This is a genomic window from Limimaricola pyoseonensis, from assembly GCF_900102015.1.
Taxonomy (GTDB): Bacteria; Pseudomonadota; Alphaproteobacteria; order Rhodobacterales; family Rhodobacteraceae; genus Limimaricola; species Limimaricola pyoseonensis.
Map to the genome: position 1 here is coordinate 514,819 of NZ_FNAT01000001.1, position 20,890 is coordinate 535,708.

At 58.8% G+C, this 20,890-nt stretch carries 12 protein-coding genes and 2 pseudogenes; 5 read left to right on the forward strand and 9 right to left on the reverse strand.

What is annotated here, in order from left to right:
- Positions 1-35 precede the first annotated feature (35 nt).
- The 5 genes from BLT43_RS02465 to BLT43_RS02485 all read right to left on the reverse strand — a co-directional run bounded on the left by BLT43_RS02465 (position 36) and on the right by BLT43_RS02485 (position 5,198).
- Positions 36-482: a hypothetical protein gene (locus BLT43_RS02465; RefSeq protein WP_090109758.1), complete on the reverse strand. Its 447-nt coding sequence runs from the start codon at positions 480-482 to the stop codon at positions 36-38.
- Positions 483-484: 2 nt separating this feature from the next.
- Positions 485-874 carry a hypothetical protein gene (locus BLT43_RS02470; protein ID WP_207497392.1) on the reverse strand — a complete coding sequence of 130 codons (390 nt, stop codon included), beginning with the start codon at positions 872-874 and terminating at the stop codon, positions 485-487.
- A gap of 320 nt (positions 875-1,194) precedes the next feature.
- On the reverse strand, positions 1,195-2,832 hold the full coding sequence (locus BLT43_RS02475) for a hypothetical protein (protein WP_090109760.1): 1,638 nt from the start codon (positions 2,830-2,832) through the stop codon (positions 1,195-1,197).
- Positions 2,829-4,589: a site-specific integrase gene (locus tag BLT43_RS02480; protein ID WP_090109762.1), complete on the reverse strand. Its 1,761-nt coding sequence runs from the start codon at positions 4,587-4,589 to the stop codon at positions 2,829-2,831. The genes BLT43_RS02475 and BLT43_RS02480 overlap by 4 nt, the downstream gene beginning before the upstream one ends.
- A gap of 198 nt (positions 4,590-4,787) precedes the next feature.
- Complete coding sequence (locus tag BLT43_RS02485; protein ID WP_090109764.1) at positions 4,788-5,198, reverse strand: helix-turn-helix domain-containing protein; 411 nt, start codon at positions 5,196-5,198, stop codon at positions 4,788-4,790.
- Between the two features lie 690 nt (positions 5,199-5,888).
- Between BLT43_RS02485 and BLT43_RS18840 the strand changes: the two genes are divergently transcribed.
- Positions 5,889-7,523 (forward strand): primase-helicase family protein, encoded by a 1,635-nt coding sequence (locus tag BLT43_RS18840; protein ID WP_131802612.1) that lies wholly within the window; start codon positions 5,889-5,891, stop codon positions 7,521-7,523.
- A 482-nt stretch (positions 7,524-8,005) separates the two neighbouring features.
- Here BLT43_RS18840 and BLT43_RS02495 read toward each other — a convergent pair whose 3' ends face one another.
- The 3 genes and pseudogenes from BLT43_RS02495 to BLT43_RS18845 form a co-directional block, all read right to left on the reverse strand.
- Positions 8,006-8,650, reverse strand: coding sequence for a type VI secretion system-associated protein TagO (locus BLT43_RS02495; protein WP_090109768.1), 645 nt, complete (start codon positions 8,648-8,650; stop codon positions 8,006-8,008).
- Positions 8,651-8,738: 88 nt separating this feature from the next.
- Positions 8,739-9,491, reverse strand: a pseudogene (locus BLT43_RS02500) (IS5 family transposase); the annotation flags it as partial.
- Positions 9,492-9,625: 134 nt separating this feature from the next.
- Positions 9,626-9,913, reverse strand: a complete 288-nt coding sequence (locus BLT43_RS18845) for a hypothetical protein (RefSeq protein WP_131802613.1) — start codon at positions 9,911-9,913, stop codon at positions 9,626-9,628.
- A gap of 298 nt (positions 9,914-10,211) precedes the next feature.
- On the opposite strand from BLT43_RS18845, the gene BLT43_RS18850 reads away from it, so the two are divergent.
- Positions 10,212-10,664, forward strand: a complete 453-nt coding sequence (locus tag BLT43_RS18850) for a hypothetical protein (RefSeq protein ID WP_131802614.1) — start codon at positions 10,212-10,214, stop codon at positions 10,662-10,664.
- A gap of 317 nt (positions 10,665-10,981) precedes the next feature.
- Here BLT43_RS18850 and BLT43_RS18855 read toward each other — a convergent pair whose 3' ends face one another.
- Complete coding sequence (locus BLT43_RS18855) at positions 10,982-12,628, reverse strand: hypothetical protein (RefSeq protein WP_165612525.1); 1,647 nt, start codon at positions 12,626-12,628, stop codon at positions 10,982-10,984.
- A 147-nt stretch (positions 12,629-12,775) separates the two neighbouring features.
- On the opposite strand from BLT43_RS18855, the pseudogene BLT43_RS19300 reads away from it, so the two are divergent.
- From BLT43_RS19300 to BLT43_RS02515, 3 genes and pseudogenes are all read left to right on the forward strand, one after another.
- Positions 12,776-13,239, forward strand: a pseudogene (locus tag BLT43_RS19300) (IS110 family transposase); the annotation flags it as partial.
- A 600-nt stretch (positions 13,240-13,839) separates the two neighbouring features.
- Positions 13,840-19,329 (forward strand): DUF4011 domain-containing protein, encoded by a 5,490-nt coding sequence (locus BLT43_RS02510; RefSeq protein WP_090109770.1) that lies wholly within the window; start codon positions 13,840-13,842, stop codon positions 19,327-19,329.
- Positions 19,330-19,556: 227 nt separating this feature from the next.
- Positions 19,557-20,627: an endonuclease NucS domain-containing protein gene (locus BLT43_RS02515; protein ID WP_090109772.1), complete on the forward strand. Its 1,071-nt coding sequence runs from the start codon at positions 19,557-19,559 to the stop codon at positions 20,625-20,627.
- Positions 20,628-20,890: the final 263 nt, after the last annotated feature.

Consider the following 20,890-nt stretch of genomic DNA (forward strand, 5'->3'; position numbering starts at 1 on the left):
GGCGGGCCGGCTGCTCCTCATCTTTAGCGTTCCACTTAACGGGCACCGAACTGACTTGTGCCTTGGAACCTAAGGGTCGACGCTAGCTCTTCCGCTTGGATCAGATCCCTGACGCGCCGCAGCGCGCATAGAAGATCGACCAGGTCGAGATACGCCTTCATGATCGCCCGTCCACGCTCAGTGAAAAATGAGTGCTCAGGCGACTCCGACACGCAGTGCTCGTCGGCAATGAACTCGGTGACCCATTCCAGTTCGGACGCGTGGCTGAGCGCTTGCGAAACGGCATAGACCCTATCCAATGTGCGCGGCTCGAACAGTCGGGGGTTATCGAGCCGACGATCGAGCTCCTCGATCTGCCGACGCATCAGGCTATCCGGTGTCCAGCTGTCGTTCGCGGCGTGAAGAGCGTCGCTCGCAGCATGCGCAGCCTCGAAGGCGTCGAGGATGGCAGCCTTGAGGGGATCCTCGTTTTCGTCGCACATGGTTACACCTCCCTCTGGTAGGACTGAAGCGCCGTCCGCATTGACGGACCGAAATGCTCCATGGTTGCAGCGATGGCATCGGTCAGCCCATCCGCGAGAAGACAGATCTCCTCGACATAAGGCTGCTCGGGATCGAGATCCGCGAAGTAGCCGGCCTCCGGGCGATCCTCATCATGGACATGATCGAGCGATAGGAGCGCGTGCAGTGCAATGACCTCGCGTTGGACGCGCCGACTGGTCACTGGAGACGCGCGAAGGTCCTCCATGAGACGCTGCGTGCGGGTCAGCCATGGCCGGCCGCCGAGCAGCAGGGCCGCGTTCTGCAACCCTTCCATATTATCGTGGGCGAAGATGTGCAGCGCACTGGCCGCACCATAGGGGATATCGAACATTGCGTTCTCCCTCTTATTCCCGCCGCAGGATGCGTCGGGTTCACAAGAACAGCCGGCCTCCTTTCCAAGGCTGCGGTTTCGGGTTCGCGGACGAACCGGTTTCAGGTTTGCTTTGAGGAGCGATGCGCTTTGCTTTGTGCGGCTCCCACCCGGGAGAGCTGCACAAAGCAAGCGACATCGCTCGGATTGAATGGGCACCAGTTTTTGAGCGCCGGAGGGCTCAACACCCAACTCACCGGGTCGACACAACCATGAGCGCGCGCCCTGCCCTTAGGCTTGGCCAACGGCCCCATCAGGTCTCGTAACGGTGGCGTGAGCCGTTAAGTCGCCGCCGCACGGCTCTCGGCCTCAATCAGCCGCTGCAGCCCTTCTTCACGGCGATAGCGATCGGCGTTGATCTCGTAGAACTGTCGGCTCGCCTCATGCCCATGCCCGCAGAGGGCCTGCGCCACGCGCAGGTCGAGATCATCATCAGCGACGACCGCGTCGTAGATCAGCGTGCGCACGATGTGCGGACCGTGATGGGTCCGCTTACGCATGTTGTCCCACAGCCAGTTGTCCCCGAACGGCTTCCAACTCCTCGCCGGGTTGCCGAAGAGCGCGGTGCCGACCCGCTGGTGGTAGATGCTCCATAGGTGCTGCGGACCGACATCCATAAGGAGCACGGCATCGAGGTAAGGCGTGAGGCAGCTTGCGAGACGCCCGTCGATCCGTTCGCCGGTCTTGGAGGTCTCGAGGGCCGCGAGCCAGCCCTCGCTGTCACGCCGGAACTCTTGGCCGATGCGTCCGCTTCGCAAATCGAGCGAACGAAGAGGCATCTTGCATAGCAGTGCCATGGCGCCAGCAAGGACGACATCTCGTCGTCGGGCGCGGATGTCGTCCTGCTCGGAAGCATGCTCGAGCATTTCCCGAGCGGTCTCTGCGAGACCAACGAGATCGAGCGGATGCTCGGCCAGCGCAATTTCCTTCCTGCGCAGGTCGCTGCCGGCCTCGAGTTTCAGGGCATTATGCGTATCCATCAGCGCCGCGCGGATCTCGCCCGAGTAGCCGGCGTGCCTGGCAAACGCGGCGAGGAAATCGCAGTAAGCCGCCTTGCTGCGCGTCGCCAAATCGGCATCGAAAACCTCCTCGGCGAAAGCGCGGGCCGTGACCATCGTGAGTTCGATAGCCAGGCCGCGCTTTCGGCATGCCGCCTCCAGGCGCCGCAAGGCGCTGCAGATCGCCTTGATGCGTTCTGCCGAGAGGCCATTGGGCTTCTGCGCGCGCTGCATCAGCACCTGCACCTCTAAGTGAAATGGCTGATGGAGATCGTGCCAGGGGGGCTGCTTCTTCCGCGCCGGTTCGCCACGGCCCTCATTGCGCCGTTTCCCTTGCACTTGCTGCAGGACGATGTTGTCCGGGCTTTCCGGATCGATGGCACCCATGAAGGTGGTGAGATCACTCAAGGACCGGGCATCCGCCTTGAACCCTCGGACCATGGGTTCCGTCACGGTGGGAAAGCCCTTACGGTAGCGCATCCAGCGATCCGCCAGACGGATCAGCGAGGCCTCGCAGCCCTGCTCGATTTCATCCAGCAAGGACCTGTAAGGGGCCCAGTGCGCGGCCCGGAACACCAGGGCCAAGGGACGACGATCGAAGCGGCCGCTTGTGAGCGCCCAATCCATACCCTCGCCTGTTTCATAGGCATACTTCCGAAGGTATCCGTGCTGGCACGCGATGCTTGCAGGGGCCCATCCCTCTCGTTCGAGCCGAGAGGTGAAGGCCTGCGCCGTCTGCTGCGAGAGCTGAAGAGGAAGGCCATCCAGCTTCGCGGCATCGATCAGACCCCTCAGGGCCGACGAGATATGCTGGCGTTGCTTGATGAGGGTGTCGGAGAAGTAGGCCCGGCTCGCATCGATATCGGCGAGGAACCGGCGCATGCGCGCCGGAAGCTCCTGTTCAGTGGTCTGATATCTCATCGGGCCATCCTCCCTTCCAGGGCCTTGTTGACCTTGTCCAAGCCCACTTGGCCGCGCGCGAATGCCGCCTCCTGATCGAAGAAGGCATAGGTCCGGGCGACCGTGCTGGGCGTATTGTTCAGGAGCGCCGCGATGACATGCAGGTCTGCATCCGGCTGGTTGATCAGGATGGAGGCGATGCTGTGCCGGACCTGATGCAGCGTCATGTAGTGGTCGACCGACGCCGTGGCGAAGCGCCATGCCTCGCTGAGGTAGCTGTAATTCGCGCCGCCCAGAAGCAGTCGCTGGTCAGGCTGCCGAAGACGGGGCATCAGGTGCGGACGCGCTTCCGCAAGCCACCAATCCAGGATCGCCCTGGGGTCGGTCTTCCCCCGCCTCGAGATGACGGCCGTCAGAGGCTTCTTGTTCTTGATCAGCCCCTTCGGGATCGCAAAGTGCACACCTTTCGAGGTGGCAGGTAGAGTGATTTGCGCCTGCTGGCCCACCACGTCCAGCCGCGTCAGCGTTGTCGCCCTGAGCGGCAGGAAGGTCAGCACCGCCGCCGAGGCCGCGGCGAGCGCCAGCTTTACCGCCCTGCCCTTTTGGCCTTCAGGCAAGGACTCGAAATCGGCGATGAGCGGAGCGGCCTGCTGTTGGAGCAGCCGCGCCAGGTTCAGGAATGTCGCCATTCGCGACTGCGACTGCACCAGCCTGCGGCAGAACGCCTGGTTCGCCTCGGTCATCGTGTCCCAGTTACTGAAGAACTCGGTCTTGAAGAATTCCGTCTGCACCTCGAAGAGCTCAGGGCGATACTGGCGCGCGAAACGGAAAGACGTGCTGAGGTTCTTCTTCAGAGTCCGAGGCGCCAGCGGCTTCCAAGGGAATTCCTCGGCAATCTCCGCGTCGAAGACAGCGAAGATGTTCTCGGCTGTCGCGAGGTCTTCAATGGCAGCGCCGACCGGGAGGCGATCGAGCTCGGTCAGGCCCGTGAAGAACCACCGAAGTTCGTCGCCGATGCCCTTCAGGGTCGTCTCGCTCAGGCCCTCGCGCCGGCGTCCAGCGAGGAGACCCTCGTAAGGCCGTCCTTCTCGAAGCATGCGCTGATAGCCACGGATGGCCTGCGTCACCGGCCGAGGAAGCTCTGGTGTCACCCGATGACGGCTGGCCTTCGGGATGTCGCCGAGTGGCGGCGGCAGAAGCATGGGGTCAACGTCCTCGGGATAGGCATGCAGCTGGTCGATGAGCTTCGCTGCCTTGCGGATGGACGCTTTCCGACCCCGATCCAGGCAGTCCTGTATCCACAGATGCAAAGCAGCGACCGTCAGACCCCGAGGCTGCGCACCCTTCTCGCGTCCGACGGTCGCGAGGACGGTCAGTGCGATAAGGTCGAGTGTCTGGATCTTGTGGCCGGCGCGGCGCATCCTGATCAGCCCCGCGGCCTGATCCTGGAGTTGCGACCAGTCGTCTGACTGACCGCGTAGGCGATCGCGCTCAGCCCGCCGCCCGGAGGCATGCTCCATGAGGCTTTTGACGTTCGAATGCCAGGTCGAGAACCGACTGAAGGTCTTGAATCCCTCCGGCGCATCCCGGTTGGCAATGTTCGTCGCCCACCTGCGCACGAAGGCCTCGGCATCGACCGGGATCATTGAGAGCGGACAGTTGTAGGCGGGAAGCTTTTGGCATTTGCGTGCAGAGCCACGGATCTTCTTCGCGTTGGCGTCAGAGTATGGAAAGTCGCCGGCCTCCAGTCGGCCGACGGCTTCGTCCAGATACATCATAATTTTTCTCCTGTTGAATATTTTGACGTGAAACTTATTGTTGCCACTCGATGCGTTTTGAGGTCATATTTTCGAATTTCGGCACTGAAATAACGAAATGAGGAATATGAGCTCGAATCGTATTGAGATAAGTAATGCCGGGCGTCTGCCTCACTTTTCGTCGTTCGGTAGATATTTCGGATACCGGCCCTGACCGGCTCAATCCGCATCATTCAACCCCCGCACCTCACTGCGGCGGAAGCGGATTGACCCACCGAGGCGAATTGACGGTGTGAGATCCTGCGCTGCGTAATTGCGAATGGTCGCCGGCACGCATTTGAATATCTCGGCCACCTCCGCCGCCGTCATCAACGGCTCGGTCAGATCGGGGAAGTCTTCGTAACGCGTGAGCCGCTCTCCTTGAACGCCCTCGAGTCTCAGGATGTCCACGAAGGCGTAGCGAGGATGGCGCCAAGGGCCGGAGGCTTTGGGCTGATCGTGACACGTCAAGATCAGACGCACGGTATCGGAACTTAATCGCCACCGCTTCGCGATCTGAGAAACAGTGAGGACAGGCATGGCTGCCCGACGCGAAGCAGTCTTGCGAAGATTTGATAATGTCTTTCCCATGATCGGAACATGGGTTCAATGCGGCAATACGAAAAATTTATACACACCTTTAGCAAGGGGAAATGCCACCTCCAATGCTCTTCCATCTATTTTGGCGTCGCCGCTTGCACCCTTGGACGTAGGGAGAGCCCCACCCACAAAAATCACAGGGAAAGATAGAATTCTGGAAAGTGGCCATGTGGCGTGATGCAGCCGGCAGCGCCAGAGCGACAGATGAGAGCAGCAGCGTTAATGGAATGTCACACACGGGAGTCAAGTATGCATTGACTCTGAAAGGCCGCGTGACACCTGTGACAGAGTATATTTTGCATTTAATGTGATGGGTTGAAAGTTACTGTTTAATTCCTATAAATAAATTGTCCGCTGGGAAATGAAGCAGCCTGGATTGAGCTGTCACAGCCGTCACCTGTGTCCCAGTGCTGACACTCGCTTGCACTACTGAGCGCGACGAAGCCGGCACGGACGAAAAGCGACGCGTCATCTCATCAAGTCTGATCGCACCGGGGCCGAGCGACGTCCTTCCATCATGATCCCGCCGCTCGTGATGGCACTCTTGCTCAGGAACGTCTCGTCATCCGCCCGAGTCAAACCCGCGCCAGTCATTCCTTCAGCCGAACCATCTCCCTCCCACGACGGCGCGCGAGATCGCTCCGCCCGAAGCAACAACCTTGTTCAAGGGAGATCGAACAAATGACCAAACTACCCTCTACTGACCGCCGCCCGAACGGCCTGACCGAGCGCGTCGAGGCGGGCATCTTGGGTAAGGCAGGCGGCCTTTCCGCTGAAGGCGTGAAAGCGTGCCTCCTCGGAATCCATCACGTAGGTGCCGAAGCGGCATGCGAGTGGATGAAGGAGCACCCTTCCGTGAATGGAAAGCACCTCTGGTGGGTGCTGGAGCGCCGGGATATCGAAGCACGCCAGCGTGCAGAACTCGGCCTGGGTGCTCTCGACGAGGATTTCGCAGATTATTCCTGCGCATCAGACGCAGCAGAAGAGCCACAGCTCGAGGCGCTGATGAATTATCTCCGTTCCCGCTATGTCTATTCCGCGTTTCGCAACGAATTCTGGGATTGCCGCGCCAAAGCATGGATCTCCTCGCAGGGGCTCGACAACTTCGAGGCACACCGGATGCCAGTCGATGGCAGTGGCCGAGCGAAGTCCGCCTTTGGCCTTCTCCGCCGTGACAAGCGTGCAGATCGGGTTCACTTGGATCGTTACATCCCGGGATGCCATGATGAGATCGCGACGATCGACGGCGTTCAATGGCTCAACACTTGGGTCGCACCCGATATCGAGCCCATTGCCGGCAACGCTAAACCGTTGATCGATCACATCCATTACCTGTGCAACGGCGACGAGGCGCAAGCCAATCACATCTCGGACTGGCTGGCTTACGCCTACCAGAATCCAGGTAGGAAACTCACGCACGCCATCCTGATCATCTCGAGCCACCAAGGCGTGGGGAAAGACACCTTGGCCGAGGCGATGCAGCGGGTGATGGGCGCAGGCAACGTGCCGTATGTTCAGGATGAGGCGCTGTCAGAGGGCCGTTACCACTTCATGAAAGGCGCTCAGCTGGCTGTTGTCCCTGAAATCATGTGCGGCGACCGCAAGGATGTCGCCAACAAGCTGAAGCCGTTGATTACCCAGCCAACCTGCGAGATCAACGAGAAGCACGTCAAACCCTATACCGTGCAGAATACGGTCAACTTCCTGATGTTCTCGAACCATGAAAACGCGGCCCACATCGAAGACAATGATCGCCGCTACTTCGTAGTGATCTGTCGCGGCAAGCCGCGGGATGAAGGCTACTATGCCCAGCTGCACAGCTACATCGGCGGACCGGACATCGCGGGCTTCGCGCACTTTCTTGCTTCCCGCGATCTGTCGAACTTCAACCCGAAGGCTCCTGCGCCGATGACCGCCGACAAAACCATCGTGCAGGCAGCCACCAAGGGCGGCGCCGAAGCGTGGCTCGAAGACGCGTGGCAATCCGGCGCGGCGCCATTCGACAAGGATGTCCTGAATATCCGCGAAGCGCTCGACCTGATCGGCGAAAGCAAGGGCGCCCCCCGTATGACGCTTCAGCAGGTCACTACGTTTTTGAAGAAGGTGGGTGGAGACCTCGACCGGAAACGTATTGGCAAGGACGGAAAGCAGGTCCGCGTCTGGGCGGTTCGGGACTACGAAGACGTGTCGAAGCTCAGCACGAATGCTCTCGCCTTTGCCTATCAGGGAGTGCCATGGCGGCGCGCCGTGATGAAGGCTGCTACGATTGAAGCTAAATCTGGTGAGATCAAGAGTGGCGCTCGTCGCGCGGCCTGACCGGAGCCGACCAAAGTCTTACTGGCGAAGGTCGTCGGTCCCAGCTGTCCGAAGCCGGGGCCGACGACCTGCGCTTGTAGTTACAATCCGACTACCAATGCCGGGGAGTCGGAAACCGCTATCGATGCACGGGTTTGCAACGGCAACGTTGCCACCATTCTGCTGCAGTTGCGGTCGGTCACCTCGTTTTACACCGAGGACGACGGGAAGGCTTCGGCATGCCCTCGAGCTAACCGTCAGCGCGCGCTCAGTGAATCCCCTTCACTGATATGTGCAACAGCGCCGTCGGTCATAGTTAAGGTCCTTCGCCGCAGGCACCTCAGCGGAGAGATGTTCAATCTTCCTTCTGGTTGTGCTTGGAGGCCGCGGCGATGCGATACACGGCAATGATCCCGAATATGATGAGCCCGGCGATCACTACGGTGTCAAAGTGATTGCTGCTGCCGAGCTGCTCTTCGATGTGAGATGGAACGCGCATCAGGCTACCAGTTGCAGGATTCACGCAGGGGTTTGATCGCCTCCGAAAGGCCGGCGATGTTGTATTCGCCGGTCACGGGGTTGTCGGAGAACGGCGTAGCCCTGACGATCATGGTGTCGTAATTCATCATCCGCTTGATGAAAGCGATCGCAGATCCGCCGCTCCACAAGCCAAGCGCCATGTTGTCGGTGCTTTCCGTGAAGTTCTTGGTTTCAGCGTCGCGCGTGCCCAGGCGGTATGTCACCCTGCCCTTGCCCTGGATGTCAGCCATGTAGCAGCCGCCGAAGGTGATCCAGAGGTTCGTCTCGTTCTCCCGGCAGGCCAAAGTAATGTAGTGGCTCTCGGTGTCGTATCGGCAGTTTGTCTCGTCATGGCTCTTCAGCCGGACAATCACGTTCGTTGAGTCATCGAGCTTGGAGATCGAGGATCGCACGATCCAGTCACCCTTGCTCGCGACCTCTTCCGCTTCCTCCTCCTCAGACCCGAGCAGATCCTTCTTCAACTCATCGAAGTAGCCGGCTTCCAAGTCGTAGCATGCCAGTCGAAGAGTATCGTTCTCATGCTTGAGGCACTCCGAAATGGCCGCCGAGGCCCCGTGAGACGCGACAAGGAAGGTGCCAACCAGGCAAAGAGAAGGAAAGCGCAACATCAGGGCCTCTATATTCCGATCAATACAATGCGAGGTTGTATCAAAGATCGCAGCTATTACAACGAGGCGTCCGAAATTCTCTAAAACTCTTCCTGAGTGCCGCTGCATGGGGCCGTGTCGCCCGGAGGATGTCGTTGCGGGCGGCAGCTGCCGGCCCATCCTCTTTCCATGGTCGTCCATTCTTGCGGATCGGGATGATCGCCGTGGCTTGGCGTTCGATGATCGCGGTGTGGCAGCGGCGCGTGTCGTAGGCACCATCAGCGGTCACGGTGTCGATCGGCTCGTCCTCGGGGATCTGCTCGATCAGGTCCGGCAAGACTGGGCTATCGCCATCGCGGCTGGGAGTGAACTCCACGGCGCGGATATCAGACGTGGCCGTGTCCACGGCCAAGTGAATCTTGCGCCACTGGCGACGCCCCTGCGCTCCATGCTTGCGCGCCTGCCATTCGCCATCGCCCAGAAACTTGATGCCGGTGCTGTCCACCAGAAGGTTCAGCGGGCCACTGGCCCGGCGATACGGGATCTGGACAGCCAAGGTCTTTTGCCTGCGGCACAGCGTCGAGTAGTCCGGCACCGGCCAGTCCAGCCCTGCCATCCGCAGCAAGCTGGCCACCATCCCGGCCGTCTGCCTCAGCGGCAGCTTGAACAGGACCTTGATCGAGAGACAGAATTGTATCGCGCCCTCGGAAAAGACCCGGGGACGCCCCGGCCGTCTCTCATGCGGTGCGAGCCAAGCCATCTCCCGATCCAGCCAGATCAGCAGAGAGCCGCGCTTCCGCAGCGCTGCGTTGTAGGCGGACCAGTTCGTCGTGCGGTAGCGGGCAGGTAGAGGCTTCGTCATGCCACCCACCTAAGCGGCTGCTTCGCTGTGTGAACCGTAAGGCCGGGAGTTCTGCAACAACGCCCGAGCAAACTAATATCCTTCAAAGAGAAATGGCCCGCCGAAGCGGGCCATCAATTCGATTGAGTAGATCCTTAGCTGAACTTGATGACCAAAGTCGCCTTGATGCCACCCTCGCGCCCGTCCGGCGACGATCCACCATAGGTCTCTATATGGAGTTCTACTTTATTGGCGAAAAGCAGTTCCTCGTCGAACTCAGTGCAGCCCCCGTCCCTGCCATCTACCGCGAGATGGACAATGGGGCCGTCAGGGCAGCCCTCCTCTAGGCAGATAATGGTTGGAGCGTTGTCAGTCGTCATAGCAAAGGCAGTAGCCGGCGCAGCGCAAGCAAGAGCGACTGCCAGAATACGGATCATCTTCATGGTTGCGTCTCCTGGGCCCAGGCAATTGGGCAGTCGGCTAACATGGCATCCTGATCGGGGATGTGAATTACCCAGCGTAGACCCGTGCCCCAACAGTTGCACAAATGCAACACTTGTATTGAGGAAGTAGTGGAAATCCTTCTTCGTAGAGATGTCCGAAAAAGCTGTCGGTCGGTTATGGGGGATAGGCGGGATTTCATCACAATGCAGAAGAAGAATACGTTGGTAAAGCACGCGACACTTCTTGAAACAGTCATTTCCACCCCCCAGCTGGAATAGATGTGAGGTGGAGGTGACGATGCGACGACAGCTTTTCGCTATCATGATCATGGCGCTCGCTGCAGGGCTCCCGATGACAGCAAGCGCTGGCGTCATGGACTGGTTCACTGGCGCCAGCAAAAGCGAGCTCGTCGAGCACTCCAGCGGCGGGACGATAGAGCGGGAAAACGGTCGATACAAGAAAGGGACATTCTTGCCTGCAATCGCAGGTCCAGCGCTCAAGCACTCAAGCGGCGGATCAATTATCGCACAGGGCGGGCGCTATGTATCCGAGACCTATGCAAGAATTCCCGCTCCCGTCAGAAACCGGTTGGCCTCCAAGGGGGCACAACGGGTAGCGATGGGAGTAACGGCTTCTGCCGCCACCTTGACCGCTCCCGCATGGGCCCCTGCCATTGCATTTGCAGCAACGACTGTAGGAGCCGCGGCCTTGGCCTACGACGCCTATGACTACCTGTATTTGGAAGATTAGCCCCTTCCAGACGCCCCTCGCGATCACAGCCTTGGTCTTCATGATTGGCGACTGAGCAAGTCCGCGCTTGGGCATTAACCACAACAAGGCCATAGTGAGGGCCGCTCCAAAAGGCCCTCCGCTACTCGTTGAGAGCGTCTGACGGTAGGTGCCACAGCATCGAGAGTAGCCATCCCACCCCGTATCTCGACGATCGGAAGGGCCGACACCTGAAATCGGCCTTCCTCGGAGATCTCTAGGCAGCCCCCGAGGCGCGACTGGTATCAACCGTGCCAAGGAAACCGCCCCTCAAGAGACACCTTTACAGCCTGCTAGGCCTAAACAGGATCTGCTTTCACCGACGCCTTGGTGACCGCCAATAGCGCGTCCATGCGCTTATCGAGATCTGTAATGGGCTCTATGATAGCGAGAGATCGCCTCAGATCTCCCAATGCGGCGAGACCAGCAGCGACGTCCACCGAATATTCTCCGGAATAAGCCCAGCCCAGATCACTTCGGGCTTCAAGCTCATCGACCCGATTCAAGGCAGTGGAAAACATTGCGGCAATGCTTTCATCGCCAGCCAGCTTGGCAAAATCCCGTCCATGTTCGGCGACCACTATTGGCAAATAACGAGATTCGTAATCAATGACAAACATCTTCGATGTTAGATCGCGCGCATCTTCGGTAAAGCCGTGTTGGTCCATAAGGACTGATATATAGGCCAATGCCCTTATCTCGTCTTCCAGATCATCGAGCTCTCCAACCACTTTCCTAGCATCTTGGAATTTACCGCTCTCAGCCAATCCCTGAATCAGGCTCAAGAAGTATCCTGATTTAAAATCCTCGATTGGCACTGATTTTATCTTATCAAGCCCGCCGAAGAGGTTCCCATGTATGGCTTCATTTGTAGCAACTTGGGACATTGCAGAGGACCGATAATATTCGTCCTGAATCGACTTAAGAGCTTCTTCGGCCTCTGAGATGAGGCCAGCGCGCGAGAGCTCGATTGCAAGAGCTTTCTGGAAGTCCCTCGCCTCTCGTTCGTCGCTTATGGAAAGGGAAAGTAGTATTGCTTCATCGAAAGCTGCTCGACCAAGCTCGTCGCGTCCCAGATCATAATAACTGCCTGCAAAACTTAGAAAGGTTTCAGCTATAGCCTTGTCTTTGACCCTCTGACGGAGCATCTCCAACCCAGAGGACATTGTCTCAAGCGCGAGCGAGGTATCCCCATTTTCCATCAAAGCCTTCGCTGCAGAATACATAAGTCGACCAGAAAAATCAGGATCGGAAGATGCAATATTTATCGCCTCTTCCACCATCCCTGCCTTTACCATCTCACCCACTATAGAGCTCAAAATGACCGTGCGGGGACCCTCTGCGACAACGAGCTCAGATAGATTTTTAGCTGCGCCCCAGTCGTTTCGAGCAGCTGCAGCCCGCGCAATCCAACTCAACGCCCCCTCGGCAAATATTTCGCTTCCTGCCAGTTTGGCGACATCTTTTGCTATGTCGTATGCACCTAACGATCCAAGTGCAGCCGCGACTTCTGCGATCTGAAAGTCTAGACTAATATTGCCTTCAATTTTACCACCAATATTGATAATTTCTTCGGCCAAGCAGAGAGTATGGACATCGATCTCGCAATTGATTTCACCTACTTTCGCTCTCGCCGCTATCACCTCTTCCTTTATTCCTTCCAGACTTAACGGGCCTAGCTCTTCCCCACCCAGAAGAGATAGGCCAACTTCACTTTCTGGATAGTTCTCTGCTATCTCATTTAGCATCGCCTCCACCGCTTCCAGCGACGCAAGCTGATCCTCAAAACTAGAGGAACTTGAGGATGATGCTCGATTCCAAAGTTGAATTGCCTCTACGGCAATACGGTTCGCCTCGACATTTGAGGTATCAGCCAATGAGACTCCCCCAAAGAAAATCAAACCAACGAGGGCGCCCCCCAAGAAATATTTCTTCACTTTCTTCACCTGACCCTTGCTCTGTCGCGCATCTGGTAGATGCGCTAATATTCAAGCATTTTGCACACAACTTGTTTTCATTGATAGGTATCGATGCGCAAATTACTGGGTAAGTTGCAGTCTTCTGCTGTTGAGCCAGGTCTAAGGAGCGTTCCCATGCCTCAGGATGTTGCCGTTATCGGCTTCGATCTCGCGAAGCGGGTGTTTCAAGTCCATGCAATCAGCGCTGATGGAGCAGTGGTGGCCAAGCGCCAGCTCCGCCAGAGAGAAGTGCTGCCGTTCTTTTCGTCCTTGTCGCATGCCTTGCCGGCGCGGAAGCCTGCGCATCCGCGCATCATTGGGGGCGAGAGCTTCTTGCCCTCGGCCATAAGGTGCGGCTGATGCCGCTCGCCTACGTCAATCCCTACATGAAGCGCGGCAAGACCGACGCTGCTGATGCCGAGGCGCTTTGCGAGGCAGTGACGCGGCCGGCCATGCGCTTCGTTGCCGTGAAGAGCCGAGAGCAGCAGGGTGTGCTGATGCTTCATAAGACGCGCGACCTGCTGGTCCGGCAGAGAACCGCAATGATCAACGCGCGGCGTGCGCATCTGGCTGAGTTCGGGATCGTGACCGTCGCCGGGCCCGGTGGAGTGAAAGGGCTGTCCAAGCTACTTCACGACGCGCGGAATGAGTTACCAGCTCACGCGCGCACGGCCGTGTCTTCGCTGGTTGCGCACCCATAGAGAGGCCAGGAATGCCTTGGGCGCTCGCCGACATCGGCACGCTTAGCGCGAGAGCCGCGGCCGTCGCCATATTCATCTTCATACGTGTCTCCTCATTGCCGCGTATATGCGACCGCCCGGTGCGCATTCCCCTGCTCGGTGAGTTCAAGAAAGGTAATAGACACTTTGCCTGTTTTTCTCGCCATCCGCATTGGCGCGGAGGGAGAAGTCGACATGGGATCCAAAAGATATTAGAAGTCATATAGGTATGCGCTCGCAACAGCACCCAGCCTTTCCTGCCATCCGATGATGGTGATCTACTGGCGGCGCGGACTGCAAGAGCTAAGGCACGAAATATCTCCCTCTTCTCACGAAATTGCCTGACTTCCCTTGATCTTGGCTGCGAGAAAATGGCCAATGTCCACAGTGCACGCCCAACGCGAACCCTTGCCATGGTAGCTCAGCGCGCAGGGCTTATTGTCAGTTCGCTGCCCCACGGGGCAGGCAGCAGGAGGTCACATGAAGGACCAGTCGTTTACCACAACCGAAGACTCCCACCTCAAAGACCCTGAAATCATCTCCCTCGTTTCCGATCGCTTGGAAGAGCTTCGCAAACGCCTTCTCGACTCGTCCCGGCGCAACCCGCTCATCAACATTCCCTTCAAGAAGAACTCCACCACCGTTCTGCGCGTGGTCGACGAGCTGCCCGAAATTTTGCGCTACAACCTGACCAATGGCACGGCGATGCGGCTCGTGCCCCTGCCGGCGATCGAAGAGGAGCTTCCCGACGAGCAGACCGACGAGTTTCTCGACGCCCTGCACATCGCCCGCTCCGAGGACGAGCAATACCTGTCCGAGATCGAAGCGCTCGATCCGGACTCGAGGACGGCCGACGAAGACGAATACAACATCGAGCGCGCTCTGAAGGATCGCCTCCGCGAGGCGCTGGGTCTGCCCAAGAGGCAAACCACGGACAACCCTTCGCTCATCGAGCATGCCAAAGCACACGGGATTTCGCCGCACTACGCCCTTCCGGAGCCGGACGAAGAGCACGAGGATGGTCGACACAACGACACCGACATTCAGACCCTGATGCTTCCCGAGAAGCTCAGCCGTGTCGCCAAGCAAATCGCAGAGCGTGGTCGCTCCTATGAGCGCGAAAGCGGCGTCAACGTCCTGCACGCGGCCTTCGGTCTGCTGGAATGGAAGAACCCCGGAGAGAGTAAGGCCTATGTCAGCCCTCTGCTGCTTTGCGAGATCCGCATCGAGCGCAAGCAGTCTCCGCAGGGTGCCCAGTTCCTGATTTCAGGAGAGGGCAAGGCCACCGTCAACACCACGCTGAAGCAAAAGCTCTTCACGGAACACCGCCTCGACCTGCCGGATCACGAGACCGGATCGATCGAGGACTACTTCCGCACAGTGGCCGAGGCCGCACCAAGTGGGTGGCACTGGAAGGTGCGCCGGGAAGTCGCCATCGGTATCTTTCCTTCCTCGAAGATCGCCATGTATCACGACCTCGACCCCAAGAAGCGCAGCGTTGCCGAGAACGCCACCGTGGCTAAGCTACTGGCCACCAGCGGCGGCGGTGAGGCGTCTTACGCGGATGTCTATGGCACCGATGAGCCCGAGATGTCCAAGAAGGTGCCTCACCTCGTCATGGATGCCGACGCCTCGCAATTCTCAGCGCTCGTTGATGTGGCCAACGGCCAAGACGTGAGCATCGAAGGCCCACCGGGCTCCGGCAAGAGCCAGACCATCGTCAACCTCATTGCAGCAGCCCTGCGCGAGGGAAAGAAGGTCCTCTTCGTAGCCGAGAAGCTTACGGCGCTCGACGTGGTGAAGAACCGCTTGGAGTCTGCCAATCTCGGCGAGTTCATTCTTCCTCTGCAGGCTGGTAAAGGCACGCGGGACAAGGTCTATCATAGCCTAGAAGAACGGCTCTCCATCGAGATCGAAGATGGGCGCGCAGGCAGTGAATTCTCTTCGCGGCAGCGTGCGCTCGAGAAGCGTCGCCAAACCCTCCAAGACTACCTCGACATCCTGTCGCAGAACTTCGGATCGACCGGGCTCACGGTCTATGAGGTCATCGGCCATGCCATCGCCACAAACGAGGTTCGCGAAATCGCACCCAAGGATGTGCGTCGGATCCGTGTGCCGAACTGCGATCAGATCGGGCCGGCTGAAATCGACGCCATCGTCGAGGATGCCAAGGGGTTTGCTGATCGCCTATCGCGCATTTCCCGAATGCCGCGCCTCTGGCTCGACGCACAAGCCTCCATCCCCAACCGCGATGACGCCGAGGACATCTGCGAGCGACTGGAAAGCATCGCCAACGACATCGAGCAGTATGTCGAGGACGTGACCAGCTCCGATGCGGCACCGCTCTTCTCTCAAGGTGCCTTCGAGACAGACATCACGGCGCTGCGCGACGCCATCGCCGCGCTGGCCGAGAAAGACGGTCAGATCGACGGTGATCTTGTTGATACCCTCACCGACGCCGCCAAGCGCCGTAGTGTGCGCGGGCTGTGCGATCTGGTAAAGGAGCGACAATCCCTGCTCGGTCGCCTCCGTAAGCGCGTGAGCGATCCAGAAGATCCTTCCCTCGAGGCGAGCCTCAACAAGGCGCTGGCCTTCGCCCGGAGCAACGACGACATCATCAATGCCGGCGCCTACCGGGATAGCTCCTTCACCCTCGAGCGTTGGCTGGGTCGAGCAAGACGCCATGCCGAGCTCGCAAACGCGCTGCCTGCGAACTGGGCGCACAATAACCCACTGCCGCTAGACCAGCTGCATGCCCAGGCATCGTGGTTCGCAAGCGTTACGAGCAAGATTCTCGCCCAACGCATCGCCGATCCCGAAAAAAAGACAGAGGCGCTGGGCCGCGAACTCAAGTCACAGCATGCTGATCTCACCGCAGAGATCGCTCGCATCCGGAAGGCTATTCCGCATGCCGGCGATCACAGCAAGGGACTCATCGAGCGCACGGCCGACATCATCGAACAGTCCGGCCTTCTGCGCTTCATGTCCTCGGAGTTCAAGAACGCGCGCAACACATACACGCGCATTCTCGGGGGCAGCCCTGTCGATGATCGGCCTACCATGACCGTGCGCCTCAGGACCTACGGAAAGTGGCTCGCCAAGAAGAGCGAGTTCGAAAATCATACCGCTTACAACAAGATGTTTGGCGATATCTTCAAGGGACTCGACACCGACATCTCGCATATCGATGCCATGTGCGATCTTCACCGGCATTGCGATCGCATCTCCTGCGGCGACGAAGACCTGCGCCGCGCCCTCGAGTCTGGCGACCTGACAGCCGTTCTGGCTTTCGCACAGGAGGAGGGCCTTCCTTCTGACACGCTCTATGACCTCAAGACGGAGATCGACCGGAAGTCCGAGGAGAAGAGCTTCGTCGAGGAAAAACTGGAGGAGGCAGAGAAGCATCTCGCCCTCTTCAACTCCACAACCGAAGTCTCGGCCGAGGAGATCGCTGAGGCCATCAAAATGCTCCAACAAGTGGAGAAGATCTCCGAGGAGATCGAAACGGCATCCTGCGGGCCCATCCTCGGCGACCGCTTCAAGGGTATCCGCACCGATATTGCCGCCCTCGAGGTCGAATGCACCCTCTCGGAAGTGGTTGCCTCATCCCCTGCCCCTGATGCCATCCGGAACATCCTTCGCAGCGGTCAGGCGCCGGACATGCTCGAACAGATCGAGGAGTTTAAAACGCGCCAAGATGCCACCGAGGAGAATGTCGCGAAGCTCTGTGGTGACCTTCAGATCGAAGGCGATCTCGCGACCAGTCTTTCCTTTGCGAAAAGGATGAATGATCTTCGTGCGGCCGCATCGGACCCCTCCTCTCTTATGGAGCGTGCCCGCCTGCGGCGCAGCGAAGAGACACTACGCTCCAAGGGCTTCGACAAGCTCGTCGATTGGGTTCTGGCCGAAGGTGAAAGCTTCGACCCAGACAAGCTCGCCCCGCTCGTGCGCTCTGTCATTGCCAAGTCGATGGCGGACAAGGCCTACGAGGCCTACAGCCAATGGCTACAAGGCTATGATGGCGAGGAGTTTGACCGTATCCGCGCCGAGATCATCGAAAAGGACCGCGAGCTGATCGCAATGTCGCGCCAGGTGGTGCGCAACGAGCTCATCGAGCGTGCAAGCCCGCCGGGTGGCAACAGCATCGGCCGCAAGTCGACCTACACCAATATGAGCCTTCTGCGGAACGAGATGGGCAAGAAGAAGAACCGTCTCGGCGTTCGCGAGCTCACCCGTCGCGCTGGGCAGGCGCTACAGGAGCTGAAGCCCTGCTGGATGATGTCACCATTGGCTGTCGCGCAATACCTGCACTCCGGGCTGACCTTCGATCTCGTGGTGATCGACGAGGCATCACAGATGACGCCTGAAAACGCGATCGGAGCACTGAGCCGGGCCAAGCAATCCGTAATCGTCGGCGACACCAAGCAGCTTCCGCCGACTACCTTCTTTCAGAAGATGCTCGACGACAGCGACGCCGACGAGGATCTGCGCGAGGACAGCGAAAGCATCCTCGACATGGCCAACATGGCCTTCCGTCCCGTGCGCCAGCTGCGCTGGCACTATCGCTCGCGCCATTCGGCCCTAATCCGCTTCTCCAACGAGTGGATGTATGACAGCAAGCTGACGATCTTTCCGTCGGCACGCGAGGATGATCCCGAATTCGGCGTTCATCTCGTCGAGGTCGATGGCATCTACAAGGGCAAGCGCAACGACATCGAGGCCCGAGAGGTCGTGAAGGCCGCGGTGCGCCATATGCGAGAGCATCCCAGTCTCTCGCTCGGCATCGTTACGATGAACACTGACCAGAAGGACCTGATCCTCGAGGAGTTCGAGCGCGAGCGGGATCGCAACCCGCATGTGCAAGCCTATGTGCGCCAATGGGAGGAGCACGAGGACGCGCTCGAGCATTTCTTCGTCAAGAACCTAGAGACGATTCAGGGCGACGAGCGCGACGTGATGTTCATCTCGACGCTCTATGGGCCCGAGGTCAAAGGCAGCAAGCCACATCAGCGCTTCGGCCCGATCAACTCGGCTCACGGTCATCGCCGTCTGAACGTTCTCTTCACCCGCGCCAAGCGCAAGATCGTCACCTTCACCTCGCTCAAGCCCACGGACATCCTCGTGGATGAGGGCAAGAACCGCGGCGTTCATATGTTCCGCGCCTGGCTCGAGTATTGCGGCTCCGGCTACGTGCCGAGCCGCACGCGCCCCGGCGGCGAAACCGATAGCCCCTTCGAGGACTACGTAATCCAGCAGGTCGAGGCGCTAGGCTGCGAAGCGGTCCCGCAGGTGGGCACGGCCGGCTATCGCGTCGATATCGGCGTGCGTCACCCGGAATGGCCCTATGGCTACATCCTGGGCGTGGAGTGCGATGGTGCGAGCTACCACTCCTCCAAGTCGAGCCGCGATCGCGACCGGCTGCGGCAGGAAGTGCTGGAAGGTCTCGGCTGGCGCTTCCACCGCATCTGGTCGACGGACTGGTTCAATGATCCGCGCACGCAGGTCGAGCGCCTCAAGGAAGCCATCGACGCGGCCCTCGTTGCTGCCAAGGAAAGCGGCTTCACTACTCAGCCCCGCATCGAGGCTGTGAAAGCGCTCCAAGACGTCGTGGAGGAGCCTGAGGAGACCCCGATGCCGGTGGCTCCTCCCGTCTCAGCCGCAGCCCCCAGGGGCCACAGCAGGGCGCGTCAGAGCAATCTCTTCGACGGCAGCGACGACCTTTTGGGCGGCGTCGTCGAGGCTGACCCCGGCACCATCATGGCCGGCAGCAAGGTGAAGGTGGAGATCCTCTCCGAGCAGGGCCGAAAGCTCAGCTTCCAACTCGTCGAGGAGGAAAACGACATCGACAATGGCAAGGTCGGTATCCATACGCCTCTCGGCCAAGCCCTGATCGACGCCCAGGAGGGCGACGAGGTCGAATACCAGGTCGGTGTGGAGATAAAGTCAGCCCGGATCCTACAGGTCAGGTGACAAAAGGCTCCGCGCTCTGTCCCTCGGAGCAGTCCCAGCTTCAACCGTTGCTGACCCGGACGCAGCGGCGTCGCCGCGCACCTCTTGCCCCCCTGACGGGGTCCGACGATCAAAACGGGTGCGATGGAGGTCGGAAAGAACGAGCCAGTGGTCGGCGATCTTTTTAAAAGCATCGCCGGCGCACCAAGACTTAGACAAAATTAGAGTATCTTACGGAGGAAACCTCTATGCCGATCAGTCACGCGGTGTGGACCGTATCCGATCGCCCATCTGTCATCCCACAAGGCGCATTGCCCTCTGAGCAGATGCTTGAGGATATGATCATGGCAGAGCCCAAGATCCTGTCTTCCGAGTGGATGCTTATCGGCCGACAAGTCGGCACCAGGCACGGCGGGTGGATTGATTTGCTAGCGGTCGCGCCCGACGGCACGCTCGTGGTTATCGAACTGAAAAGAGATAAGACACCACGCGAAGTCGTCGCTCAAGCTCTCGACTACGCTTCATGGGTCGAAGTGCAAGGAGCGGAAGATATTGCAGCCATTTATAGCCGCTTCAAACCCGGAAGAAGTCTTGCTGCGGACTTCGAAGCGCGGTTTGGCCAAGCGCTTGATGAAGATACCATCAACGAAAGTCACCAAGTGGTCATCGTGGCATCTACTCTTGATGCCAGCAGTGAGAGGATCGTGAACTACCTCAACGACAAGGGGATCGCGATCAACGTATTGTTTTTTCAGGTTTTTGACCATGGAGATCAGCAACTTCTCAGCCGAGCGTGGCTGATCGATCCAGGCGACGTTCAGGTGCAGGCAGCTGGCCGTAGCAAGAGCGGCGAAAAAGAGCCATGGAATGGCGAATTCTATGTGAGTTTTGGTGCTGATCGAAGCCGCGTTTGGGATGAGGCTGTGCGTTATGGATTTATATCTGGTGGCGGCGGGGAGTGGTATAGCAACTCCCTGAGGATGCTGGAAGAAGGCGACCGTATTTGGGTAAAAATTCCCAAAAGAGGTTTTGTCGGCGTGGGTCGCGTCACGGGACCTCGGGTTGCCGCCAAAGATTTCCAGATCAATGAAATGCCAGCTCTAGATGTCCTCGAAGGAAATTACCATCGGGAATATTCTAATGATCCGGAGAAGTCTGAATATTTCGTTCCTGTCCAGTGGATCTGCACTGTTCCGCAGGCGCAGGCAGTTCAGGAGGTAGGTATGTTCGGAAACCAGAATACGGTGTGCAAACCCGTGACGCCGAAGTGGCGGTCGACGGTCGCTAGGCTTATGGAAAGATTCGAAGTCACGGATTAAAATCCGGGGGCAGGAACAAGACGCTGCCAGCTTCATAGCCTCTATCTTGAACTCAACGCTGAACGTTCGGTTCTTAACCTGAGGCCTCCTATCGCACGGTCACGATCTTATCGTGGTGTCCAGAGGATCGGCCGCTGGTAACAGCCCGAGATGCAGCTGGCAACAACCTGAAGTATTAAGGTTGGCAGTTTTCGAAAACTGCGAACGCTCCCACTTTCTTAAGACCGCAGAAGTCACGGCGGCCCTTTTGCCGCTAGGCCCCC